The organism is Haloferax marisrubri, from assembly GCF_001469875.2.
Taxonomy (GTDB): Archaea; Halobacteriota; Halobacteria; order Halobacteriales; family Haloferacaceae; genus Haloferax; species Haloferax marisrubri.
In genome coordinates this window covers 306516-328269 of sequence record NZ_LOPW02000004.1, presented here as the reverse complement: position 1 = coordinate 328269, position 21754 = coordinate 306516, and the positions used below count along the sequence as shown (strand labels likewise).

Below are 21754 nucleotides of genomic sequence, written 5' to 3'. Positions count from 1 at the left end.
GCGGCACGCAGAAACGGCGAGCGGCACTTTGCTTTCTCTTACTCGACGATGTGGGCCGACGCCGGGGCGAACCCGACTTCCAGCGTCGTCCCGACCTCGAATTCGGCCGCTGCTTCTTCGCCGCCGTCTTCGACCGCCACGACGAGTTCCGTCCCGCCCCAGTCGAGTCTGACCCGCGTCGTCGCCCCCTGAAACTCGGTGTCGACGACGGTCCCGCGAATCCGGTTCGTCCCCGCACCGACCCGGAGTTGCTCGGGCCGGACGCAGAAGGTGAGTTCGTCGCCGGGCGCGGGACGCGCGGGCCGGTCGCCGTCTTTCGCATCGTTTTCAGCGCGTTCGTCGGAGACCGCCCCCGCCCGCCCGAGGACGCGTCGGCCCTCGGCCAGCGTGAACACCGCGTCGCCGACGCCGACGCGAATCCCCCCCGTTTCCGGTCGAGACTCGACGACCGCGTCGAGGACGTTGTTCTCGCCGAGGAACTCCGCGACGAACCGCGTCCGCGGTCGGTGGTAGAGTTCGCGGGGCTGACCGACCTGTTCGACGCGGCCGCGGTTGAGGACGGCCACCCGGTCTGAGACCGCGAGCGCCTCCGACTGGTCGTGGGTGACGTAGACGGTCGTCACGCCGAGTTCCGACTGGATGCGCTTTACCTGTCGGCGGAGTCGGTCCCTGAGTCGGGCGTCCAGCGCCGACATCGGTTCGTCCAGGAGCAGGAGGTCCGGCCCGGGAGCGAGGGCGCGGGCGAGCGCGACCCGCTGTTGCTGCCCGCCCGAAAGCGAGTCGGGGTCGCGGTCTTCGAACCCCGCGAGGTCGACGAGGTCCAGCAGTTCCGCGACGCGCTCGTCGCGGGAGCCGCCGCCCGGCGGGTCGGTAAAGCGGAGGCCGTAGGCGACGTTCTCGCCGACGCTGAGGTGCGGGAACAGCGCGTAGTTCTGGAACACGACGCCGACGCCCCGCGACTCGGGCGCGACGCCGGCCATCGACTCGCCGTCGAAGCGGACGGTCCCCTCGGTCGGGGACTCGAAGCCGGCGATACAGCGGAGCGTGGTCGTCTTGCCGCAGCCAGAGGGGCCGACGAGCGTGAAGAACTCGCCGTCGTCGACCGACAGCGAGACGGAATCGAGCGCCGTCGCCGACCCGTAGCGCTTGGACACCGCGTCGAGTTCGAGTCTCACGGGTTCGCCTCCGAAGTCACGTGCTCCCCTCGCCGGCGGACGGTCATAATTCTCACTTCCCGCGGCTCCCCGGGTTTCGCTCGCTGCGGCCCGCCCGCTTCGCCCGCCAGTCCCCTCATAGCTCGCCCCACCGGCCGCCGAAGCGGTCCACGACGAGGAAGCTGGCGGACGTGACGAGAAGGAGGAGACAGCCCATCGCTGTCGCGGGGCCGAGCCGCCGCCCGAGGAACCGCTCGACTGCGACGGGCATCGTGTAGCTTCCCGCGCCCTCCGCGAGGATGATGGTCGAATCGAACTCCCCGATGCTGATGGCGACGGCGAACGCCGCGCCCGCGACGACGCCGGTCCAGACGAGCGGGAGTTCGATGTCCACGAGCGCGCGGGTTCTGGTCGCGCCGAGCGACCGCGCGGACTCCACGAGCCGGCCGTCGAGCCGGGCGAAAAGCGGCGCGACGTTCCGGGTGACGAAGGGGTACGCGCCGACGGCGTGGGCCGCGACGATGGCGAGCGCGCCGGTGACGCGGATTCGTGTTCCCAGCACATCCACGCCGAACACCAGTCCGCGGAGCAGGCCGAGGCCGACGACGATGCCCGAGACGGCGAAGGGAGCCATCGAGAGCACGTCGATGAGCCCGCGCCCGCGGTATCGTCGGGTCGTGAGGACGGCCATCGTCACGCCCATCGGGACGGCCACGACGAGCGTCCCCGCGGCGAAGGCCAGCGAGTTCAGGATGGCCGGGAGGGGCTTGACCTGAAAGCTCGCGCCGGTCGCCTGCCGCTCGGCGAGGAAGGCGTAGTTGGCGAGGGTGAAGCCGCCGTCGCCGCCGGTGACGCTCGCCAGAACCATGCTGGCGATGGGGACGACGAACACCAGTCCGACGACGAGGGTGTAGCCGGCGATACCGACCGTCCGGAGCGTCGATTTCGGCGTCCAGTCGTCGGGAAGGACGGACTGACGGGGAAGCGGGTTCGCCGCGCCGCCGGCGGACCGCTGGCTGGCCTCGTACCGGAGGTAGACGGCGGTCAGCGTGATCGAGACGGCCGTCTCGACGACCGCGAGGCTGGCGGCCTCGGCGTACGCGAGGTCTCGCACCCGCGAGTAGACGAACACCTCGATGGTCGCCAGTTGGAAGCCGCCGAGCGCGAGGACGATGGGGAACGACGCGAAGGTGAAGATGAACGTCAGGGTCGCGCCGACGCCGATAGAGGGCAGGAGTTGCGGGAGGACCACGTCGCGGAAGGCCCGCCGCGGGTTCGCGCCGAGCGAGCGGGCGGTCTCGACGGTTCGGGCGTCCACGCTCTCCCACGCCGCGGTGACGACGCGGGCGACGAGCGGGGCGTTGTAGAACGCGTGGGCGACGATGATGGCTTCGAGCGTGAACAGCAGTTCGACCGGCGGGAGGCCGACGGCGGACAGCGCGCGGTTCAGCGTCCCGTTGCGGCCGAACGTCGCCACGAAGCCGATGGCGACCATGATGGAGGGCATGACGAACGGGAGGATGGTGAGCGAGCGGAGCGTCTCGCGGCCGCGGAACTCGAAGCGCGAGAACAGCCACGCGGCGGGGAGGCCGAGCGCGAGGCTCGCGAGCGTCGAGTAGAACGCCTGCTTCGCCGTGAACCAGATGATGTCGACGAGGTAGAACTCGCTCGTCAGCACCGCCGCGATTGGTTCGATAGTGACTCGGCCGTCGGCGAGGACGGCGTCGGCGAAGACGGTGGCGACGGGGTAGTAAAACAGGACGAGGAGGACGACGGCGGTGAGCGCCGCGACGAGGGTGAGCAGCCGCTGTTCGAGGGCGCGGGCGGCCCGGCGAACCGAGGCGCTGCTCACCGGCTCACCTCACTTGCTGGCGAACTCGCGGGCCCAGGCGTCGGTCCAGTCACTCAGGTTGTTCTGAAGCCGGTCGTAGGAGAACGTGACGGCTTCCGGCGGCTCCTGTGCGTACTGCGCGAAGTCCTCGGGCAGTTCCGCGGTGGTCGTCGCCGGGAACTGGACGTTGCGGACGGCGATTTCGGCCTGCACCTCGGGTCGGAGCATGAAGTCCATGAACTCGGCGGCGAGGTCGGGGTTCGACGCGTCGGCGAAGGGTGCCATCCCCTCGGGGTTGGCGTAGCCCTGGTCGTTCAGGAAGCGAATCTGGTGTTGCGCCATGTCCTCGCCGGACTCGGCGGCGTACACCTGGTCGGTCGAGTACGAGACGACCATCGGGGCCTCCCCGTTCGAGTAGGCGTTGTAGGAGTCCTCCCAGTTGCCGAGGACGCGGACGTCGTTTTCCTTCAGGCTCGCCCAGTAGTCGAGGTAGCCGTCTTCGCCCTTGGCGTCGATGGTGTGAAGCAGGAACGCCTGCCCCGTCGCCGACGACGTGGGGTTCTGCGCGAGGAGCGCGCCCGCGTACTCGGACTCCAGCAGGTCGTCGAACGTCTCGGGGGCGACGAAGTCGCCGTCGTCGTAGGTCTCGTCGTAGACGAGCGAGATGTAGCCCGTGTCGTAGGGGACCGCGCGGCCCTGCGGGTCGAAGTTCAGTTGCTCGTTCACGTCGCCGAGTCGGGACAGCCCCTCAGCGGGCGAAAACAGCGCCTCGTCGAGGTTCTCGTCGATGCGGACGAGCATCTGCGCGTCGAGGCCGACGTAGAGGTCCGCGCCGGACTCGACGCCGCGGAGGGCGCGCTCGATGTAGTGGTTCACGCCCGAATCGGGGGTCTGCCACTCCAGGGTCGCGTCGAACTCGGACTCGAACGCCTCTTTCAGCCACGGCCCGGGGCTCGAACTCGGCGCGTCGACGAACGAGCCGTAGGTACCGACGGTGAGCGTCGGCGACTCGCCGCCCGCGGTGGTCCCTTCGGTCGTCGTCGCGGTCGCGGTCGTCTCGGTCGCGTCGCCCGAAGCCTCAGTCGTCGTCTGCTCGCCGCCGGTCCCGGTACAGCCGGCGAGGAGCGCGGAGACTCCCCCCGCCCCGGCGGCCTTCAGGAAGGTGCGTCGTCTCATTACTCGGTTGTTGCACTCTGTGGTACTTAACGGGAGTGATGTTCGTGAGGTCGAGTAAACGGCCGAATCCGTCGGTTTCGAGGCCCGTCACGGGAGAACGACTTTATCCTCGGCGGGAGTATCATCGGAGATGACTGCTTCTCGTCCGTACGTCCTCGGCGGCGTGCTCGCCCTGTTCGCGCTGCTCGCGGCGGTCATACTCGCGGACGTGCTGGCGACGGTGTTTTTCGCCATCACCGTCGCCTATCTGCTCGTCCCGCTCAGGCGACGCCTCGAAGCGCGCGGAGCCTCCCGATGGGTCGCCAGCCTCGTCGCCACCGTCGTCGCGGCGCTCGGCGTCGGCGTCGTGCTCGCGCCGCTCGTCGTCATCGTCTTCCTCCGACTGAGCGACATCCTCGAACTCGCGGCGCTCCTCCCCGACGTGGTGACCGTCGAGTTCCTCGGGATGGTCGAGACGGTGACGCTCGACGACGTGGTCGCGGTCGGCCTCGACCTGCTCCAGTCGGTCGGCCGCGCCGCCGCCACCGCCGCGCCCGTGGTCCTCATCAAACTCACGCTGTTCGGCTTCCTCGTGTTCGCGCTCCTCCTGAGCGGCGACGCTGTCGGCCGAACGCTCCTCGCGTTGGTCCCGGCCGACTACCGCGAGGCGGCCACCTCGCTCGACACGCGGGCCCGCGAGACGCTGTTCGCCATCTACGTCCTGCAGGCGGCGACCGCCGTCGGCACGTTCGCCATCGCGCTCGTCGCCTTCTGGGCGCTCGGCTACGACTACGTCGTCACGCTCGCCACGGTCGCGGCGGTCCTCCAGTTCATCCCCATCGTCGGCCCGAGTTTCCTGCTCGCGGCGATGGCCGTCTACCACGTCGCCGTCGGCGACCTCGTCGCCGCCGCGCTCGTCGTCGCTGTCGGCGGGTTCGCGGTCGCGTGGCTCCCGGACATCCTGATTCGCCCGCGACTCGCCAAGGAGACCGCCGACCTGCCGGGGAGCCTCTACTTCGTCGGCTTCGTCGGCGGCCTGCTCAGCCTCGGACCGGTCGGCATCATCGCCGGGCCGCTCGTCGTCGCCCTCCTCGCGGAGTCCGTGGACCTGCTCGGCGCGGAGTTACGCGTCGATGACGGCGAGGTCGGCGAGACTGCGGACGGTGACGGCACCGGCGACGACGCGGCCGAGCCGCATTCTCCGTAATCTCGTCCGTCAGCCCTCAACGACCGCGCCGTCGCGTTCCTCCCACTCGGTGAGACTGCCCTCGTAGAACGCCACGTCGTCGTAGCCGAGGTGCGAGAGCACGACGTAGGTGTGGCTGATGCGCCGGGCGGTGTTGCAGTAGAGGACGACCCGCCGGTCCGGGGTGACGCCCGCGGCGTCCAGAATCGAGTCGAGTTCGTCCCGCGGCTTCAGCCCGCGCGTCTCGTCGTCGACGAGTTCGCGCCAGTCCAAGTTGACCGCGCCGGGGAGGTGGCCCTCGTCGTACTCCGCGGGGTCGCGGGTGTCCACGATGACGGTCTCCGGGTCGTCGAGCGCGGCCTCGACGGCCTCGAAGTCCACGAGCGGCGTCTCGGCCGGCTCGGTTATCTCGTAGACCGTTCCCTCGACCTCGGTCGCCTCGGTCGTCGTCTCGCGCTCGCGGTTCCACGCGCTGAAGTCGCCGTCGAGGAGGTGGAGTCGCTCGGGGTCGTGCCCGTAGAGGAGCGCGGTCACGAGAAAGCGGGCCGCGAAGACGCCGTGGGTGTCGTCGTAGGCGACCACGTCGTCGTCGGCCGCGACGCCCGCGCCCGACAGGAGGTCGGTCCACGCGTCGCGGCCGGGGAGCATTCCCACGTCGCCGTCGGCGCTCCGGAACTTGTCAAAGGGTATCGACACCGCGCCGGGGAGGTGCCCGATGCCGTCGAACTCCCAGCCGTCGCGCACGTCCACCACGCGCACGTCGCCGAGTCGGTCAGCGAGCCACGTCGAAGAGACCACGTCTACCATGTCCCCACGTTTCCGGGCCGCGGATTTAGGTCCGCCCCTCCTCGCACCCCTCGCCACGTGTCCTGGGTAGCGGATGTTGTTGCTGGTTTCGTCGGATACCGGGTTGAAATCGTCCGAGACGGCCGTTCTCCGAGCCACTTTCGCCGTCTCTCCCGCCATATTTGGGATAATATTGCCGCATCACCCGAGGTCAGGCCGTACATGCCGTCGCTGTGAGAGTTATGGGCCTTCCTGTTGTACGAAGAGATGCGATGTCAAACTCCGATTACGCGAAGGACGTACTCGTCTCTGCGGACTGGGTGGAGAGCCACCTCGACGAGTTCCAGAGCGATGACGCGGCGTACCGACTCGTCGAAGTGGACGTGGACACCGAGGCGTACGACGAGAGCCACGCCCCCGGTGCCATCGGGTTCAACTGGGAGTCCCAGCTGCAGGACCAGACGACCCGCGACGTGCTGACCAAGGAGGACTTCGAGGACCTCCTCGGCTCGCACGGTATCTCCGAGGACTCCACGGTCGTCCTCTACGGCGACAACTCCAACTGGTTCGCCGCCTACACCTATTGGCAGTTCAAGTACTACGGCCACGAGGACGTTCACCTGATGAACGGTGGCCGCGACTACTGGGTCGACAACGACTATCCGACGACCGACGAAGTCCCGTCCTTCCCGGAGCAAGACTACACCGCCAAGGGTCCCTTCGAGGACATCCGCGCGTACCGCGACGACGTCGAGAAGGCGGTCGACAAGGGCCTTCCCCTCGTCGACGTTCGCTCGCCCGAAGAGTTCTCCGGCGAGATTCTCGCGCCCCCGGGACTGCAGGAGACCGCTCAGCGCGGCGGCCACATCCCCGGCGCGAGCAACATCTCGTGGGCCGCGACCGTCAACGACGACGGCACCTTCAAGTCCGCCGACGAACTCCGCGACCTCTACGCGGACCAGGGCATCGAAGGCGACGAGTCCACCATCGCCTACTGCCGCATCGGCGAGCGCTCGTCCATCGCGTGGTTCGCCCTTCACGAACTCCTCGGCTACGAGAACGTCACCAACTACGACGGCTCGTGGACGGAGTGGGGCAACCTCGTCGGCGCGCCCGTCGAAAAGGGTAACTGAGCCGCCTCGTCTCGGTTCGAGTCGGACCCGACTGTACGGTTTCTTTTTGCGGGTTACATCGGTAGGACGCTGATACCGACGGCGACGAGCACGCCCGCGCCGAGAAGCACCATCACGCAGTAGCCCATGATGTCGCGGACGGACAGGCCGCTGATGGAGAGCAGCGGGATGGCCCAGAAGGGCTGAATCATGTTGGTCCACGCGTCGCCCCACGAGGCGGCGACGGCGACCCGCGGGATGGACTCGCCGGACGCCTTCGCGGCCGTGACGAGCGTCTCGCCGATGACGGCCCACTCGCCACCGCCGGAGGGGACGAAGAAGTTCACGAGACCGGCCGTGAAGAAGGCGAACGCCGGGAGCGTCCCGTCGGGCGCGACGGCGACCATGCCCTGTGCGATTTGCGTGGCGAGGCTGACGGAGCCCTCCGGCGCGTAGGCCATGATGCCCATGATGCCCGCGTAGAACGGGAACTGGAGGATGATACCCCAGACGTTCTCGACGGCCTCGACGATGGCCTCGATGTACGCCTTGGGCGTCCCGTGGAACAGCAGGCCGAGGAAGAGGAAGCCGAAGTTGACGATGTTCAGGTTGAGGTTGTTCCACGGCATCGTCCCGTTCTGGATTCCCTCGAAGAAGTACAGGCCGACCGCGAGCAGGCCGACGAGGCCGATTGCCACGCCGATGCCGAGCGAGTGCTCGATGCGCGTCGCGAGCGAGGCGTCCTCGGGGACGGCCGTGGAGGCCCACCCGCCGGTCGCCTGCTCGCCGCCGTCGGTCGCCGCCTCGAACTCCGCGGGGTCGATGGGCGTCTTCTTCGCGTCGTCACTCGGGTACATGAGCGCGAACAGCGCCGGCAGGAAGAGGAAGCCGACCGCGACGACCAACACGAGGTTGGCGACGGTGAAGATGGTCCCGCCGGTGCCGAACGTCGTGTCGAGGATGCCCGCCTCGATGAGGAAGTTCCCCTCGGTGTTCAACAACAGCGGAATCGACCCCGCGAGGCCGCCGTGCCAGACGACGAACCCGGAGTACGCGCCGGCGACGACGATGGGGAAGTCGATGCCGCGCATCTCGGTCGCTATCTTCCGGGCGAACAGCGCCCCGACGACGAGACCGAGTCCCCAGTGGACGAACGACGCCCCGGCGGCGACGACCGGCACCATCGCGGCCGCGCCCCGCTCGGTGTTCGGGACGCCCGCGAGTCGCGTCAGGAGCCAGTCAACGGGCTTCGTCTGCGCGAGCGCGTAGCCCGTCATCAGGATGAGCGTCATCTGCATCCCGAACGAAAGCAGGTTCCAGAAGCCGCCGTACCAGCCGTCGAGAAGCAGGTTTCCGGCGTGCCCTACCATTCCGACATCCTCGCCCGGCGCGACCGAGACCAGCGCCAGCACGAACGCCACGCCCGTGAGGATGATGGCGAACAGGAACGCGTCGGGGAGGTACTGTTCGACCAGTTTCGAACTGCGCTCCGCCGCCTGCCTGATAGCGTTTGTCATAGTCCGGGTTACTTCATGATAATACAATATATAATGTTTAATATTCGGACGGGTTCGGCTCGGTTGAATGTCACGAACCGGCGGCCCGTCGGCCGTCGAACCGAGCGCTCCCGGCCGTCGCAGACTCGCGCCGGACTCGCCGCCGCCGATGGGTACAAACCCGAGACGGACATACGGGGGCGTATGACCGAACTCCTCGACACCCTCCGCGACGACCACGAGACGCCGCTTTCCCGACTCGGTTCCTCGAAGGCGCTGTACGCCGTCACCGGCGGCGAGATGGACGGCGACGCGGTCCGCGCGGCCGCCGCCGCCGAGGCCGCCGCCGCCGCCGACCTGTTCGACTGGTGGGCGGACGACGAACCGAACGACGAGGCCGCCGCGCTCTTTTCGGACCTAGCCGACACCGCCCGCGAGCACGCCGAGACCGTCGGCGCGGAGTCAGACGGCTCGAAGCCGAACGTCTACGACGTGCTCGCCGAGTTCGAGACGACCGACGGCCGCCTCGGCGGCGCGCTCGCCCGCGCGCTCGTGTCGCTGAAGACCGTCGAGCAGATGGTCGGCTTCTTCGTCGGCGACGCGGACCCGATGGCCGCCAACGACTTCCGCACGCTCAAGTCCGACCTCAACGACCAACTCGACACGCTCGAAGCCGCCATCTCCGACCTCGTCGAAGACGACGCCGTCGCCCGCGAGGCCGCCGACGCGGTGGTCGAAGCCGCCTACGACGAGTACGTCGAGACGCTCGAAGGCATGGGCGTCAAGCCGAAGAACGTCTGCTAACTCACTCTTCTCACACTCGGGGTCGCGGAGCGACCCACTCGGCGTCGAATTTGAGATTTCGTTCGCCGAGCGCCGACAGCGCCGACGCGCGGCGTAACGGGAGAGTTCCAGTAGAAACGAGGGGGTTTGTCAGACGGTCGTCAGACGCCGGGGACGCCCTTGCGGTATTCGAGGACCTCGCTTCGGGCCTCGCGGACCGTCTCGGCGACGTCGCCGTCGAGGTCTTCGGCGAGTTCGTGGAGGACCGTCATGTGGCGGGCCAGTCGCCCGTGGTCCGGTCCCTGCTCGCGCGTCGCCAGCTTCGCGAGCTGGTCGGACTGTTCGTAGAGTCGCTCCTGCACGTCGCCCTCGGTCGCCTCGGCGGCGTCCTTGAGCAGGTTGCTCGCGCGTTCGAGTTCGGCTCGCGTCATACCGAACTGTTCGACAGCCCGGCCCAAAACCGTTCCTCCGACGACAAGCACCGCCTCGCTCAAGTACGCCGCGACCCAAGGACGGACAATGAGCGAGTCCGGTCCCCTGTCCGCCGACAGACCCGACGCAGACCGCGAATTCCGCGTCGACGCCCCCTTCGACCCCGCGGGCGACCAACCCGAGGCAATCGAGGCGCTGGCCCGCGGCTTCCGCGAGGGTGCCGACGTGCAGACCCTGCTCGGTGTCACCGGTTCCGGCAAAACGAACACCGTCTCGTGGGTGGTCGAGGAGATTCAGAAGCCGACGCTCGTCCTCGCGCACAACAAGACGCTCGCCGCCCAGTTGTACGAGGAGTTCAAGGGACTGTTCCCCGACAACGCGGTCGAGTACTTCGTCTCCTACTACGACTACTACCAGCCCGAGGCGTACATCGAACAGACCGACACCTACATCGACAAGGACATGTCGATAAACGAGGAAATCGACCGGCTCCGCCACTCCGCGACCCGGTCGCTTCTCACCCGCGACGACGTCATCGTCGTCGCCTCGGTGTCCGCCATCTACGGCCTCGGCGACCCGAAGAACTACACCGACATGTCCCTCCGACTGGAGGTCGGCCAGCAGATGGACCGCGACGAACTGCTCGGCGCGCTCGTCGACCTCAACTACGAGCGCAACGACGTGGACTTCCGGCAGGGCACGTTCCGCGTCCGCGGCGACACCGTCGAGGTGTTCCCGATGTACGGCCGCTACGCCGTCCGCATCGAGTTCTGGGGCGACGAAATCGACCGGATGCTGAAGCTCGACCCGCTGGAGGGCGAGGTCAAGTCGTCGGAACCGGCGGTCCTCGTCCACCCGGCGGAACACTACTCCATCCCCGAAGAACAGCTCGAAGGCGCAATCTCGGAAATCGAGGAGCTGATGGAACAGCGGGTGAAGCACTTCCAGCGACAGGGCGACCTCGTGGCCGCCCAGCGCATCGAAGAGCGCACCACCTTCGACATCGAGATGCTCCGCGAGACGGGCCATTGCTCCGGCATCGAGAACTACTCGGTCCACCTCTCGGACCGCGAACCCGGCGACGCGCCCTACACGCTCCTCGACTACTTCCCCGACGACTTCCTCACGGTCATCGACGAGTCGCACGTCACGCTCCCGCAGATTAAGGGTCAGTACGCCGGCGACAAGTCCCGAAAGGACTCGCTGGTCGAGAACGGCTTCCGCCTGCCGACGGCATACGACAACCGCCCGCTCACCTTCGAGGAGTTCGAAGAGACCGTCGGACAGGCGCTTTTCGTCTCCGCGACGCCCGGCGACTACGAGCGCGAGCACTCCGACCAAATCGTCGAGCAAATCGTCCGGCCGACCCACCTCGTGGACCCGAAAGTCGAGGTGACGGAGGCGACCGGGCAGGTCGACGACCTGATGGCCCGCATCGACGAGCGCATCGACCGCGACGAGCGCGTGCTCGTCACGACGCTCACGAAGCGGATGGCCGAGGACCTCACCGAGTACCTCGAAGAGGCCGGCGTCGACGTGGCCTACATGCACGACGAGACCGACACGCTCGAACGCCACGAACTCATCCGGTCGCTCCGCCTCGGCGACATCGACGTGCTCGTCGGCATCAACCTCCTCCGGGAGGGCCTCGACATCCCCGAAGTCTCGCTGGTCGCCATCCTCGACGCCGACCAGCAGGGGTTCCTGCGCTCCGAGACCACGCTCGTCCAGACGATGGGCCGCGCCGCCCGCAACGTCAACGGCGAGGTCGTGCTCTACGCCGACGAGATGACGGACGCGATGGAGGCCGCCATCTCCGAGACCCAGCGCCGCCGCCGCATCCAACAGGAGTTCAACGAGGAACACGGCTACACCCCGACGACCATCGAAAAGGAGGTCGGCGAGACGAACCTGCCGGGGAGCAAGACCGACACCCGCGGCGTCTCCGGCGACGCCCCCGCCGACGCCGACGAGGCGGTCGAACAGATAGCCTTCCTCGAAGACCGGATGCAGGAGGCCGCCGACAACCTCGAGTTCGAACTCGCCGCGGACATCCGCGACCGCATCCAGAACCTCCGCCGCGAGTTCGACGTGGACGCGCTCGAAGACGGCGTCGCGCCCGAGTACCCCGACGAACACGACGGCGACGACGGCCTGACGCCGCCGGACGAGTTCTGACCGGCCGTGTCTCAACCCCCGACCCTGACGTTCGCGGCCGGCGGCCTCCTCCGCCGCGACGACGGCCGACTCTGTCTCGTCCACCGGCCGCATTACGACGACTGGTCGCTCCCGAAGGGGAAACTCGAACCCGGCGAGACGCTGGTCGAGACCGCCGTCAGGGAGGTCCGCGAGGAGACGCGCTGTGCGGTCGACTGCGGGCGGTTCGCCGGGCGCTACGAGTACCGCGTCCCGGACGACGCGGGCGCGCCGAGCGGACCGAAGGGCGTGTTCGTCTGGCACATGCGCGTCGCCGACGAGCATCCGTTCGAACCCGACGGTGAGGTCGACGCGCGCCAGTGGGTCACCCCGGTTGAGGCCCTCCAGCGACTCACCTACGAGACCGAACGGGCGCTTGTCAGACGGGCGTTCGAACTCAACGAGTGAACACAGATTTTGGATAGAAACACATGTTACTGGTTTTTCGACGCGCGTCGGTGTGTGGACTGTACCCAAAATGCTGGGTCGACATCAAGACTTATTACTCCGACCTCGCTATGCCCGTTCCACCGTGATCCGCACCTCGGCGGACGAGCCTGCAACCCACACCGTTCACCACGCCTACCCTAACGGAGGCATTACCTGAATGGTCCGCGGATTCGAGCATTCCGTGCTCGACAGTTCGGGCGACCACCGCACGCCGGTCCACCCGGTGTGCGACGCGGTCGCATCCTCGGGAGACGGTGAACGCGCGCGGGTCGGTGCCGCTGATGACTCGGCAAACGGGCTGTTTTCGACGCGTCACTCCACGCGAGTGCACGCGAACGCTACTGCGAACTGACAACAACGAGAACCATGAGCTCTCAGTCTCTCAGTCACGTTCAGAAGTCGTTCCTGAAGTACCAACACATCCTCGTGTTCATCGCTCCCCTGCTGTTCCTCGTCTCGGTGTTCACCATGGCACCGACGCCGTCGGGTGCAGGCATGGAGTACTGGCTCCAGTACTGGTGGCTGTTCCCGGTGTTCCTCACTGGCGCGACCATCGTGAACACGGTCGGCATCAGCGGGTCGGCGCTCTTCGTCCCGTTCCTCATCTTCATCTTCCCCATCTTCGCGCACCCGCTCGACTCGTCGACGCTGGTCAAGGTGGGCCTCATCAGCGAGGCGTTCGGTCTCTCCAGTTCGGCCGTCGCCTTCATCCAGTACGGTCTCGTCGACCGGCGACTGGCGCTGACGCTCGTCGGCGGGTCGATTCCGTTCGTCGTCGGCGGCGCGCTCCTGTCGTTCGTCATCCCCGACGTGGTGTTCCACGCGCTGCTCGGCATCGCGCTGCTCGCCGCGTCGTACCTGCTGTTCAACGCCGACCTCGGCCACGACGAACCCGGCTCGTCGGACTCCGACCACACCGCGGCCACCGACGGCGGTACCGTCTCCACGAACCTCCCCAACGACCCCGGTAAGCTCGGCCCCGCGGGCGTCCATACGGCCGACGACGGGACCGTCACCCGCGTCGACCGCGAGGGCGACGACTACACCTACACCCGTGGCGGCTACCTGCGTCGCTTCGCCAACTACAGCATCGGTGGGATGTTCCAGGGCCTCGCCGGCTTCGGCGTCGGCGAACTCGGCATCATCTCGATGCTCAGCACGAAAGTCCCCGTCCGCGTCGCCATCGGTACGAACCATATCGTGGTCGCGCTGACCGCCATCCTGGCGTCGCTCGTCCACGTCTTCGGCGGCGGCATCGTCGGCGGTCACTCGCTGAGTCTCGCGACGACGCCGTGGAACATGGTCGTGTTCACCGTCCCCGCGACGGTCCTCGGCGGCCAAATCGCGCCCTACGTGTCGAACGCGCTGGAGACTGACGTCATCAAGAACTTCGTCGGCGTCCTCTTCGCGGTCATCTCGCTCGCGCTGTTCCTGATGGCGCTGGGCATCTAACGACCCACTCGAACCGTTTTCACCGGCACCACTTTCACAGTCCTCGATTCTGAACCCTCACCCATGTACGACCACATCCTGCTTCCGACCGACGGTAGTGACGCGACCGACGCGACAATCGAACACGCGGCGAACCTCGCGGAGACCTACGGCGCGACGGTCCACGTGCTGTCCGTGGCCGACTCGCGCAACCGCTTCGAGTCGCCCTCGGCCGGCATCGCGCCGGACGTGTGGGAGAAGTCCGAACTCGACCGCGCGGAGTCCGCGGCCGACGCCGCGGTCGAGGCGCTGCCTGACAGCGTCGAGACCGAACGCATCGTCGAGGAGGGCGTCCCCCACTCGACTATCGTCGACTACGCCGCCGACGCCGAGGTCGACCTCGTCGTGATGGCGACCCACGGCCGAACCGGCCTCGACCACTACCTCGTCGGCTCCGTCACGGAGCGCGTCGTCCGGCAGTCGGACGCGCCGGTGTTGACCGTCCGCGCGGCGGACGAAGAATAAGGGCCCGCGACCCGCTCGCGGTCCGCGTTACTCGAACTCTTCTGCCAGCGCGGCGCGGTGCTCACGGCGCTTCTGGAGCGCCGAATCGCGCAGTTCGCGCTCTTCTTGGGAGTCGCAGACGAGGTCCGGAACCGGACTCGGCTTCTCGTCGTCGTCGAGCGCGACGAAGGTGAAAAAGGAGGTGATGGTCTCGCGGCGGTCGCCCTCGCTCGGGCGCTCGGCGGTCACGTCGACCTTGATGTCCATGCTGGTTCGACCGGTGTCGAAGACGTACGCCTCGACGGTCACCACGTCGCCCACGTCGATGGGCGCGAGAAAGTCCACGTGGTCCATCGACGCCGTGACCACCTGCCGCTCGGCGAAGCGCCGCCCGGCGATGGCCCCGCAGACGTCCATCCACTCTAAAATCCGCCCGCCGAGGGCGCGCCCGAGGTTGTTCGTGTCGTTTGGCATCAGAATCTCGCTCATCTCGGCGCGGGACGCCGACAGCGACCGCGTACCGACCGACGACTGCTGTTGCATACCACACGCTCTGAGACGGACGTGGTTAAATTATTCTACGTCGTGAAAAATAGAAATAAAGGCGATTAATCGCTCGGGTTGTCGATTGGTCGGCAAACGCACCGCACGTTTCAACAACCTAGGCAATTAATAGTGTTTATTACGTATCGAATAGTGTCTGCGTGAACCGCAGACCGGTGGTGGGACGCCGACGCCTGTCTCTCGTCCGCGCTCGGGGGAACGTTCCCGAGGGTTCCGACTCTCGTTCGACCGGACGACGACGGGGAGTCAGTCACGACCCCGAAGCCGACGCACCGAGCGGTTTCCCGTCTCACGTCCGCCTTGCGCCTCGCCGAACCGCGACGGCCGGACGACGGGGCTCGCGCCGGTCACCCCCGCAGACCGGACACGACGCTGCATCGGACCCTCGGCGCGTCGGACGGGTCTCCGACTGATTCGCGTATCGATTTTTCGCTCACTCGACGCGCTCAGTCTCGACGCCGCCGTCTTCGATTTCGATGTCGACCGCGTCCGCGGAGATGTCTGCCGTCTCGACGCCGTCCAACTCGCCGAGTATCTCACCGATGTCGTCGAGGCCGAGGAGTTCGCGGGTCTCCTCGTCGAACGCCTTGCTTTCGAGGCCGTCGGCCTGCTGTATATCGGAGCCGGACAGCCCCTTCCCGTACCGACCGAGAAGCGACGTGAGTTCCTGCGGCAGGACGTACGTCGTCGACGGCGAGGTGCCGATGTTCCCCAGCGTCTCCATGCCCTTGTCGATGATGGCGCGCTCGCCCATCGACTCCGCCGCGCGGGCCCGCAGGACGGTCGAGATGGCGTCACCCTGTGCTTCGAGAATCTGGGACTGCTTTTCACCCTGCGCGCGGATGATGTTCGACTGCTTGTCACCCTGCGCCTTTTCGACGGCGGAGCGACGCTCACCCTGCGCTTCGAGAATCATAGCGCGGCGGCGGCGCTCGGCAGAGGTCTGCTGTTCCATCGCGTTTTCGACGTCCTTCGAGGGCTTGACCTCGCGGACCTCGACGGACTCGACGCGGACGCCCCACTCGTCGGTCGGCTCGTCGAGTTCCCGGCGGATGCGCGCGTTGATGTGGTCCCGGCGCGCCAGCGTGTCGTCGAGTTCCATGTCGCCGAGCGCGGCCCGGAGCGTCGTCTGTGCGAGCAACGAGACGGCCCGGCGGTAGTTATCGACTTGCAGGAAGGCGCGTTCGGGGTCCATCACGCGGATGTAGACGACGGCGTCGGCGGTGACCGGCGAGTTGTCCTCCGTGATGGCCTCTTGGGAGGGCACGTCTAACGTCTGGGTCCGCATGTCGAAGCGGTAGGTCTTCGAGACGAACGGGGGGACGACGTTCAGCCCCGGTTCGAGGATGCCTTTGTAGTCGCCGAACACGGTCAGCGTCCGCTTTTCGTACGCCTGTACGATTTCGACCGCGTCGTACACCGCGGCGACGGCGAGCGCGAGGACGACGTAGCCCGCGAGCGTCACCGGCGTGACGGGGAAGACGACGACGGCGATGCCGAAGACGACCACCGCGACCGCGAGGGGACCGAGCCACCGCGGGATTCGGCCGGGCTCGCTGTCGACCCGCTCCGCGCTCGACGAGGAGGACGACGAGGACGAGGACGAGGACGCCGAGAGCTTCCCGAGTTGGTAGAACAGGCTGTCCATGATGGAGAGTGACACCGAGGCGGAATAAAGCTACCCGGCCACCCGGTCACCTGGCCACCAACTATTTGTCCGCGAACGCCCCACGCCCCGGTATGCGAACCAACCGCGGCCGAATCGACGTGGAGGACCTGCTGAAAATCATCCTCCTGCTCGTCCTCGTCTGGCTCGTCCTCGAAATCATCGGCGAGGTGCTCGGGCTGTTCGGCGCGTTGCTCGGCCCGCTCCAGCCGATTCTGGGTCTCGTCGTCGCGGCACTCATCGTCCTCTGGCTGCTCGACCGAATCTGATTCTCCCCGGCGGCGACGATACGCCTTTGTGTCTCTCGCGTGAGTCACGGGCGTGTACAGTCTGAACGTCCCGGTTCCGGGACGGGTCGCCCGCCTCGCGTCCGACCTGTTTCCGTACCTCGCCCCGTTCGACCGGGTTCGAGACCGGCACACGCTCGTCTGCAAGCGGTTCGAAGACACCGAGTTCGACCGCCTGCGCGAACAGTTGCGACGCGCGCTCGCCGGTCAGCCGGCGTTCGAAGCCCGCGTGACCGACGTCCGGTTCTTCGAGGACCCGCCTCGCGGGGCCGCCCCGGTCGTCTACCTCGCCGTCGAGAGCCCCGGTCTCTTCGACCTCCACCGCGCGCTCGCCGACGAGTTCGGCGCTATCGACGGGCTAGAGGGCGACGACTACGTCCCGCACGTCACGCTGGCCCGCGGCGGTAGCGTCGCCGACGCCCGCGCGGTCGCCAGCCAGTCCATCGACCCCATCGAGTGGACCGTCTCGCAACTCGACGTCTACGACTCGTCGTTCCGCGAGACCGCGGCCTCGATTTCGCTCCCTGCCTGACGGCGGGGATTCGACCGCCGTCACCGTCGGCGGAGCGACGACCCGTCGGTGTGTCGGCCCACCCCGTCCCGCCTCGTCAGTCGCGCGTCCGGAGCCGCATCCCCATCGGCTCCTGTGGGTGCATCGTCAGCGACCCGCGAAGCGAGAACGGCTCGTCGCGGACGTAGTCGAGTTCGTACTGCTGGGCGACGGTGCCGAGGATGAGCCGGCCTTCGAGGAGCGAGAGGTGCTTGCCGATGCAGTGACGCGGCCCCCCGCCGAACGGGAAGTACGCGAAGCGCGGGCGGTCGCCGGCCCGTTCGGGTGCCCAGCGGTCCGGGTCGAACTCCAACGGGTCGTCCCACCAGCGCTCCGAGCGGTGGACGACCCACTGCGGGAGCATGATGGCCGACCCAGCGGGGACGCGGTAGCCGCCGAGACGAACGTCCACTTTCGGCTCGCGGAACATGACGTACACCGGCGGGTACAGCCGCATCGCCTCGTTCAGCACGCGCTCGGTGTACTCCAGTTCTCGCACGTCCTCGAACGTCGGCGTCCGCCCGCCGAGCACCTCGTCCAGTTCGCGGTGGAGCTTCGCCTCCGCCTCGGGGTGTTGCGAGAGCAGGTACCACGCGTACGTCAGCGTCAGCGCCGTCGTGTCGTGGCCCGCGAGGAGCATCGTCATCAGCTCGTCGCGGAGGTTCTTCTCCGTCTGCTCGCCCTCGTCGTAGGCGCGGAGCAGAATCGAAAGCAGGTCCATCGGTCGGTCGTCACCCGTCGCCTCGGCCGGCACCGACGACGCCGGCGTCTCGCCGTACTCGGTCCCGCGGCGCTCCTCGACGATGTCCCAGACGAGCGATTCGAGTTCGGACAGCGCCTCCTTGTACTGGCGGTTCTCCCGCGTCGGGGCCCAGTCGGGCGTCAGGAACCGGAGCGGGTCGGGTTCGAACCGCGCGCCGAGCGGTTCGAGGTTCTCCTGTACCCGCCGGATGCGTTCGTCGTCGAGGTCGGTGCCGAACATGGCGTCGACGATTATCTCGACGGTCAGCCGCGCCATCTCCAGTTGCACGTCCACCACGTCGCCGTCGCCCCACGACGACAGCATCGACTCCGTCCGGTCGGTCATCATGCCGGCCATCGTCGAGATGCGCCGCACGTCGAACGCCGGCTGGGCGAGTTGGCGCTGTTTCTTCCACGTCGCGCCCTCGCTCATCAGCAGGCCGTCACCCAGCAGGTCGCCGATGGCGCGGTCTTGGAACTGCGGCTTTCTGAACTTCGACGCCTCGCTCACGAGCACCGTCTCGACGTCCGCCGGGTTCGTGAGCATGTAGGTGTCGAGCGGGCCGAGGTCGAAGTGGACCACGTCGCCGTAGGCGTCCGCGACGGCCGTCAGGAACGTAAACGGGTCGCGGGCGTACTGTCTGCTCGCGCCGAACAACGGGAGGCCCTTCGGTCCGGGAGGGGTCGCACTCATCACCCTGTGTTGGTTCGAACAGGTAAGAATTGCACGGCGGGCGCGACCGACGTGTCCGTGCCGAGCGCGACCCGCTCAGGGGCGCGGCGGGTCGCCGTCGTAGGCGTCGTGGTCGTTGTAGAAGTTCAGCATCGCGAACTTGAGTTTGTTCGGCGCGATGTCGACCATCTCCGCGCGCTCTTCGACCGGGAACGACCCGCGGACGCCGTACTTCCCCATGGAGGAACTCTCGCGGGTGTAGCGCTTGTCGGCCAGCACGCGGACGCCGAAGTCGTCGGGCGCGCGGATGACTCGCCCGAGCGCCTGTCTGGTCTTCCGAATCGTCGGAATCTCGACGGCGTAGCGCCAGCCGGCGTCCTTCTTGCCGCGGTAGGCGCGGTCGTAGGCGTCCTGGACGGCCTCCAACCGCTCGGAGAGGTGCGGGTAGGGCACGCCGACGACCACGACGGTTCGGGCGTCGTCGCCGTCGAAGCTCACGCCCTCGGCGAGCGTCCCCCACAGCGAGGTGAGAAGCACCGCGCCGTCCTTGCCGACGAACTCCCGGCGCATCTCCTCGGCGCGGACGCCCGGTTCGTCCAAGAACAGTTCCGCGTCGACGTCCGGGTTCGCACGCAGGCGCTCGTGGTAGCGCTCCGCCTCGGCGTACGACGGGAAGAACACGAGCGTGTTACCCGGCGTGAAGGCGGCCGCGTCGGCGAGCATCCCTTCGATCGTCTCCTGCGTGCCCGGGTCGTCGCGCTCGGAGGAGAACAGCGCGGGGAGCGACACCGAAAACGTCCGGCGGTTCTCCTCGGGGTATTCGAGGCCGTAGGCCATCGTCACCGGGTTTTCGAGGCCGAGCGTGCCCTCCGTCACGTCGAACGGCCGGAGCGTCGCCGACATCAGGATGCTGGCGTGGACCTCCTCGAACAGCTCCTTCGTGACTTCTCGCGGGATGCAGGTGTACAGTTCGGCGCGGCCGTAAATCTCGTCGGTGCCGCCGTCGCGGCGGACCGACAGCATCGGGTGGCGGCCGAGTTCGCCGCCCATCTCCGTCCAGTCGGCGATGAAGTTCGCGGCCTGCAGCGTCTGGCACTCCTTGCGCGTCGTCGCCTCGCCGTTCTTGTACGCGTCTTCGTACTGCTCGTCTAACTGCTTGCCCAACTGGAGGGCGAGTTCGACCTCCACGTCGATGCCGCGGCCCTCGTAGGACTGCAGGAAGTCCATCGTCAGGTCGTCGCGGCGGCCCTGATTGGCGATAGAGAGGTCGTACCAGTTCTCGCCGACCTGCTCGCGCTCGCCGAAGCCGAACGCCTCCTCGTAGCTGTCGCGCAACGAGTCGAGGAACGTCCCGATGACGTTGCGGGCGCTCTCGGCCCGCGAGTCGTCTTCGTCTTCCAACTCGTTCATCGCGCTTTCGAGCGTGTTCTCGGTGAGCGCGCGACTCGCGTGGTCGCGGGCCGCGCTCTCGATGTTGTGCGCCTCGTCGAACACCGTAATCACGTCGTCGGGGTCGCGGTCCAGCCACCGGAAGAACTGCTCGCGAATCATCGGGTCGAGCAGGTGGTGGTAGTTGCAGACGACGAGGTCGATGCCCTCCATGCCCTCCTTGAGCAGTTCGTAGCCGCAGAGGTTCTGCTTCCCCGCGTACTCGAAAATCTCGTCGGGCGTCCGCACGTCGTCGAACAGCCACTGGAAGAACTCGTCGGTGTTCCGCGTGAGGTTGTTGTAGTAGTGCTCGCAGTAGTTGCCCTCCTTCAACTCCTCCAGTTCGTCGTCGATGCTGTCGAGTTCGTCCGTGACGGCGCTTCGCGCGTCGGCCGCGCCGGACTCGCCCTCTCGCATCCCGTCGAGGAGCGACTGCGCCTGCTCTGAGAGTTCGGCCTTGTCGGACTCCTTTTCGACGATGCTCCGGGTCGTATCGCGGAGGGTCTGACACTCCTGAAAGCCCACGTCGATGTGGCACATCGAGGACTTCCCGCGGAACACCACCGCGCGGATGGCCTCCTCTCTGGTGATGGCGCGGGCGTCCTCGACGAACTGGCGCATCTGCTGGTGGACGTTCGTCGTGATGACGACCGTCTTGTCGTGCTCGCGGGCGTACGAGAGCGCGGGCACGAGCGCGGAGATGGTCTTCCCGGTCCCGGTCGCCCCTTCGAGGAGGACGTTCCGCTCGTCGTCGAGGGCGTCGGCGATGCCGGACATCGCCGCCTCCTGATTGGGGTACGGCTCGTCGTACGGGAAGAACCGCCACGCTCCGTCCGCGTCGCCGTCGTCGGGTGCGCCGTTGGCGTGGGCCACGGGAGAATCTCGGCCGCCATCCGATTAAAAGGCTCGGAGCACCCGACACCGCCGGAGATGACGGGGACCGTATAAGCGTACCTCCGCGATGCGGCGGCGTCGCCCGTCCGAGAGAGCATTATCATGATAGACGTTGGCACGCTAGCCATGGCCTCCGAAACAGCCACGACACGACTCGAATCGACGACGACCGCCTCCTGGCGCGCCGGCGTCGCCGCCGGCTCGCTCGCCGCCGTCGTGATGGGTGCGACGATGGTCGTCCAGATGCGGCCGGTCCTCGAAGTCGCCATTCCCTCGATGTACGGCTTGATGGGCGGGGCCGCCGGCTTCGCCATCCACGTCGCCCACGGCGCGATTCTCGGGGTCGCGTTCGCCGGCCTCGTGAGCGCCCTCGACTTCGACCTCGACGACTCGTTCAGGTCGCTCGGGGCGGGCGTCGGCTACGGCGTCGTCCTC

At 67.5% G+C, this 21754-nt stretch carries 20 protein-coding genes; 10 read left to right on the top strand and 10 right to left on the bottom strand.

Going from position 1 to position 21754, the window contains the following annotated elements:
• Nucleotides 1–38: 38 nt before the first annotated feature.
• The 3 genes from AUR65_RS03905 to AUR65_RS03895 all read right to left on the bottom strand — a co-directional run bounded on the left by AUR65_RS03905 (nt 39) and on the right by AUR65_RS03895 (nt 4161).
• Nucleotides 39–1175 carry an ABC transporter ATP-binding protein gene (locus tag AUR65_RS03905; protein ID WP_058568802.1) on the bottom strand — a complete coding sequence of 379 codons (1137 nt, stop codon included), beginning with the start codon at nt 1173–1175 and terminating at the stop codon, nt 39–41.
• Between the two features lie 115 nt (nt 1176–1290).
• Complete coding sequence (locus AUR65_RS03900) at nt 1291–3006, bottom strand: ABC transporter permease (RefSeq protein WP_058568801.1); 1716 nt, start codon at nt 3004–3006, stop codon at nt 1291–1293.
• A 9-nt stretch (nt 3007–3015) separates the two neighbouring features.
• Complete coding sequence (locus tag AUR65_RS03895; RefSeq protein ID WP_058568800.1) at nt 3016–4161, bottom strand: thiamine ABC transporter substrate-binding protein; 1146 nt, start codon at nt 4159–4161, stop codon at nt 3016–3018.
• 130 nt (nt 4162–4291) lie between these two features.
• On the opposite strand from AUR65_RS03895, the gene AUR65_RS03890 reads away from it, so the two are divergent.
• A complete protein-coding gene (locus AUR65_RS03890; protein ID WP_058568799.1) occupies nt 4292–5347 on the top strand; it encodes an AI-2E family transporter in 1056 nt (351 codons plus the stop codon).
• Between the two features lie 9 nt (nt 5348–5356).
• Here AUR65_RS03890 and AUR65_RS03885 read toward each other — a convergent pair whose 3' ends face one another.
• Nucleotides 5357–6133: a sulfurtransferase gene (locus AUR65_RS03885; protein WP_058568798.1), complete on the bottom strand. Its 777-nt coding sequence runs from the start codon at nt 6131–6133 to the stop codon at nt 5357–5359.
• Nucleotides 6134–6384: 251 nt separating this feature from the next.
• Here AUR65_RS03885 and AUR65_RS03880 point away from each other — a divergent pair, with 251 nt between their 5' ends.
• Nucleotides 6385–7245 carry a sulfurtransferase gene (locus tag AUR65_RS03880; RefSeq protein ID WP_004065861.1) on the top strand — a complete coding sequence of 287 codons (861 nt, stop codon included), beginning with the start codon at nt 6385–6387 and terminating at the stop codon, nt 7243–7245.
• A gap of 53 nt (nt 7246–7298) precedes the next feature.
• On the opposite strand, the gene AUR65_RS03875 is transcribed toward AUR65_RS03880, so the two are convergent.
• Nucleotides 7299–8741, bottom strand: coding sequence for a short-chain fatty acid transporter (locus tag AUR65_RS03875; RefSeq protein ID WP_058568797.1), 1443 nt, complete (start codon nt 8739–8741; stop codon nt 7299–7301).
• Nucleotides 8742–8924: 183 nt separating this feature from the next.
• On the opposite strand from AUR65_RS03875, the gene AUR65_RS03870 reads away from it, so the two are divergent.
• Nucleotides 8925–9524, top strand: coding sequence for a hypothetical protein (locus AUR65_RS03870; protein ID WP_058568796.1), 600 nt, complete (start codon nt 8925–8927; stop codon nt 9522–9524).
• A gap of 140 nt (nt 9525–9664) precedes the next feature.
• On the opposite strand, the gene AUR65_RS03865 is transcribed toward AUR65_RS03870, so the two are convergent.
• On the bottom strand, nt 9665–9934 hold the full coding sequence (locus AUR65_RS03865; protein ID WP_058568795.1) for a DUF7553 family protein: 270 nt from the start codon (nt 9932–9934) through the stop codon (nt 9665–9667).
• An 88-nt stretch (nt 9935–10022) separates the two neighbouring features.
• Between AUR65_RS03865 and uvrB the strand changes: the two genes are divergently transcribed.
• The 4 genes from uvrB to AUR65_RS03840 all read left to right on the top strand — a co-directional run bounded on the left by uvrB (nt 10023) and on the right by AUR65_RS03840 (nt 14537).
• Entirely contained in the window at nt 10023–12113 is a 2091-nt protein-coding gene (gene uvrB / locus AUR65_RS03860) for an excinuclease ABC subunit UvrB (protein ID WP_058568794.1), read from the top strand.
• Between the two features lie 6 nt (nt 12114–12119).
• Complete coding sequence (locus AUR65_RS03855) at nt 12120–12539, top strand: NUDIX hydrolase (RefSeq protein ID WP_058568793.1); 420 nt, start codon at nt 12120–12122, stop codon at nt 12537–12539.
• Nucleotides 12540–12947: 408 nt separating this feature from the next.
• On the top strand, nt 12948–14033 hold the full coding sequence (locus AUR65_RS03845; RefSeq protein WP_058568792.1) for a sulfite exporter TauE/SafE family protein: 1086 nt from the start codon (nt 12948–12950) through the stop codon (nt 14031–14033).
• A gap of 63 nt (nt 14034–14096) precedes the next feature.
• On the top strand, nt 14097–14537 hold the full coding sequence (locus tag AUR65_RS03840; protein ID WP_058568791.1) for a universal stress protein: 441 nt from the start codon (nt 14097–14099) through the stop codon (nt 14535–14537).
• A gap of 27 nt (nt 14538–14564) precedes the next feature.
• Here the strand turns inward: AUR65_RS03840 and AUR65_RS03835 are convergent, their stop codons facing one another.
• Together AUR65_RS03835 and AUR65_RS03830 are read right to left on the bottom strand one after the other, a co-directional pair.
• Complete coding sequence (locus tag AUR65_RS03835) at nt 14565–15059, bottom strand: acyl-CoA thioesterase (RefSeq protein WP_058568790.1); 495 nt, start codon at nt 15057–15059, stop codon at nt 14565–14567.
• A gap of 454 nt (nt 15060–15513) precedes the next feature.
• Nucleotides 15514–16728 (bottom strand): SPFH domain-containing protein, encoded by a 1215-nt coding sequence (locus AUR65_RS03830; protein ID WP_058568789.1) that lies wholly within the window; start codon nt 16726–16728, stop codon nt 15514–15516.
• Between the two features lie 92 nt (nt 16729–16820).
• On the opposite strand from AUR65_RS03830, the gene AUR65_RS03825 reads away from it, so the two are divergent.
• A complete protein-coding gene (locus tag AUR65_RS03825; protein WP_004974006.1) occupies nt 16821–17015 on the top strand; it encodes a DUF7554 family protein in 195 nt (64 codons plus the stop codon).
• 52 nt (nt 17016–17067) lie between these two features.
• On the top strand, nt 17068–17565 hold the full coding sequence (locus AUR65_RS03820; protein ID WP_058568788.1) for a 2'-5' RNA ligase family protein: 498 nt from the start codon (nt 17068–17070) through the stop codon (nt 17563–17565).
• A gap of 76 nt (nt 17566–17641) precedes the next feature.
• Here AUR65_RS03820 and AUR65_RS03815 read toward each other — a convergent pair whose 3' ends face one another.
• Nucleotides 17642–19018: a cytochrome P450 gene (locus tag AUR65_RS03815; protein ID WP_058568787.1), complete on the bottom strand. Its 1377-nt coding sequence runs from the start codon at nt 19016–19018 to the stop codon at nt 17642–17644.
• A 75-nt stretch (nt 19019–19093) separates the two neighbouring features.
• Nucleotides 19094–21298 carry an ATP-dependent DNA helicase gene (locus tag AUR65_RS03810; RefSeq protein ID WP_058568786.1) on the bottom strand — a complete coding sequence of 735 codons (2205 nt, stop codon included), beginning with the start codon at nt 21296–21298 and terminating at the stop codon, nt 19094–19096.
• A gap of 147 nt (nt 21299–21445) precedes the next feature.
• On the opposite strand from AUR65_RS03810, the gene AUR65_RS20155 reads away from it, so the two are divergent.
• Nucleotides 21446–21754: hypothetical protein (locus AUR65_RS20155; RefSeq protein WP_058568785.1), on the top strand; the 309-nt coding region annotated here is incomplete at its 3' end.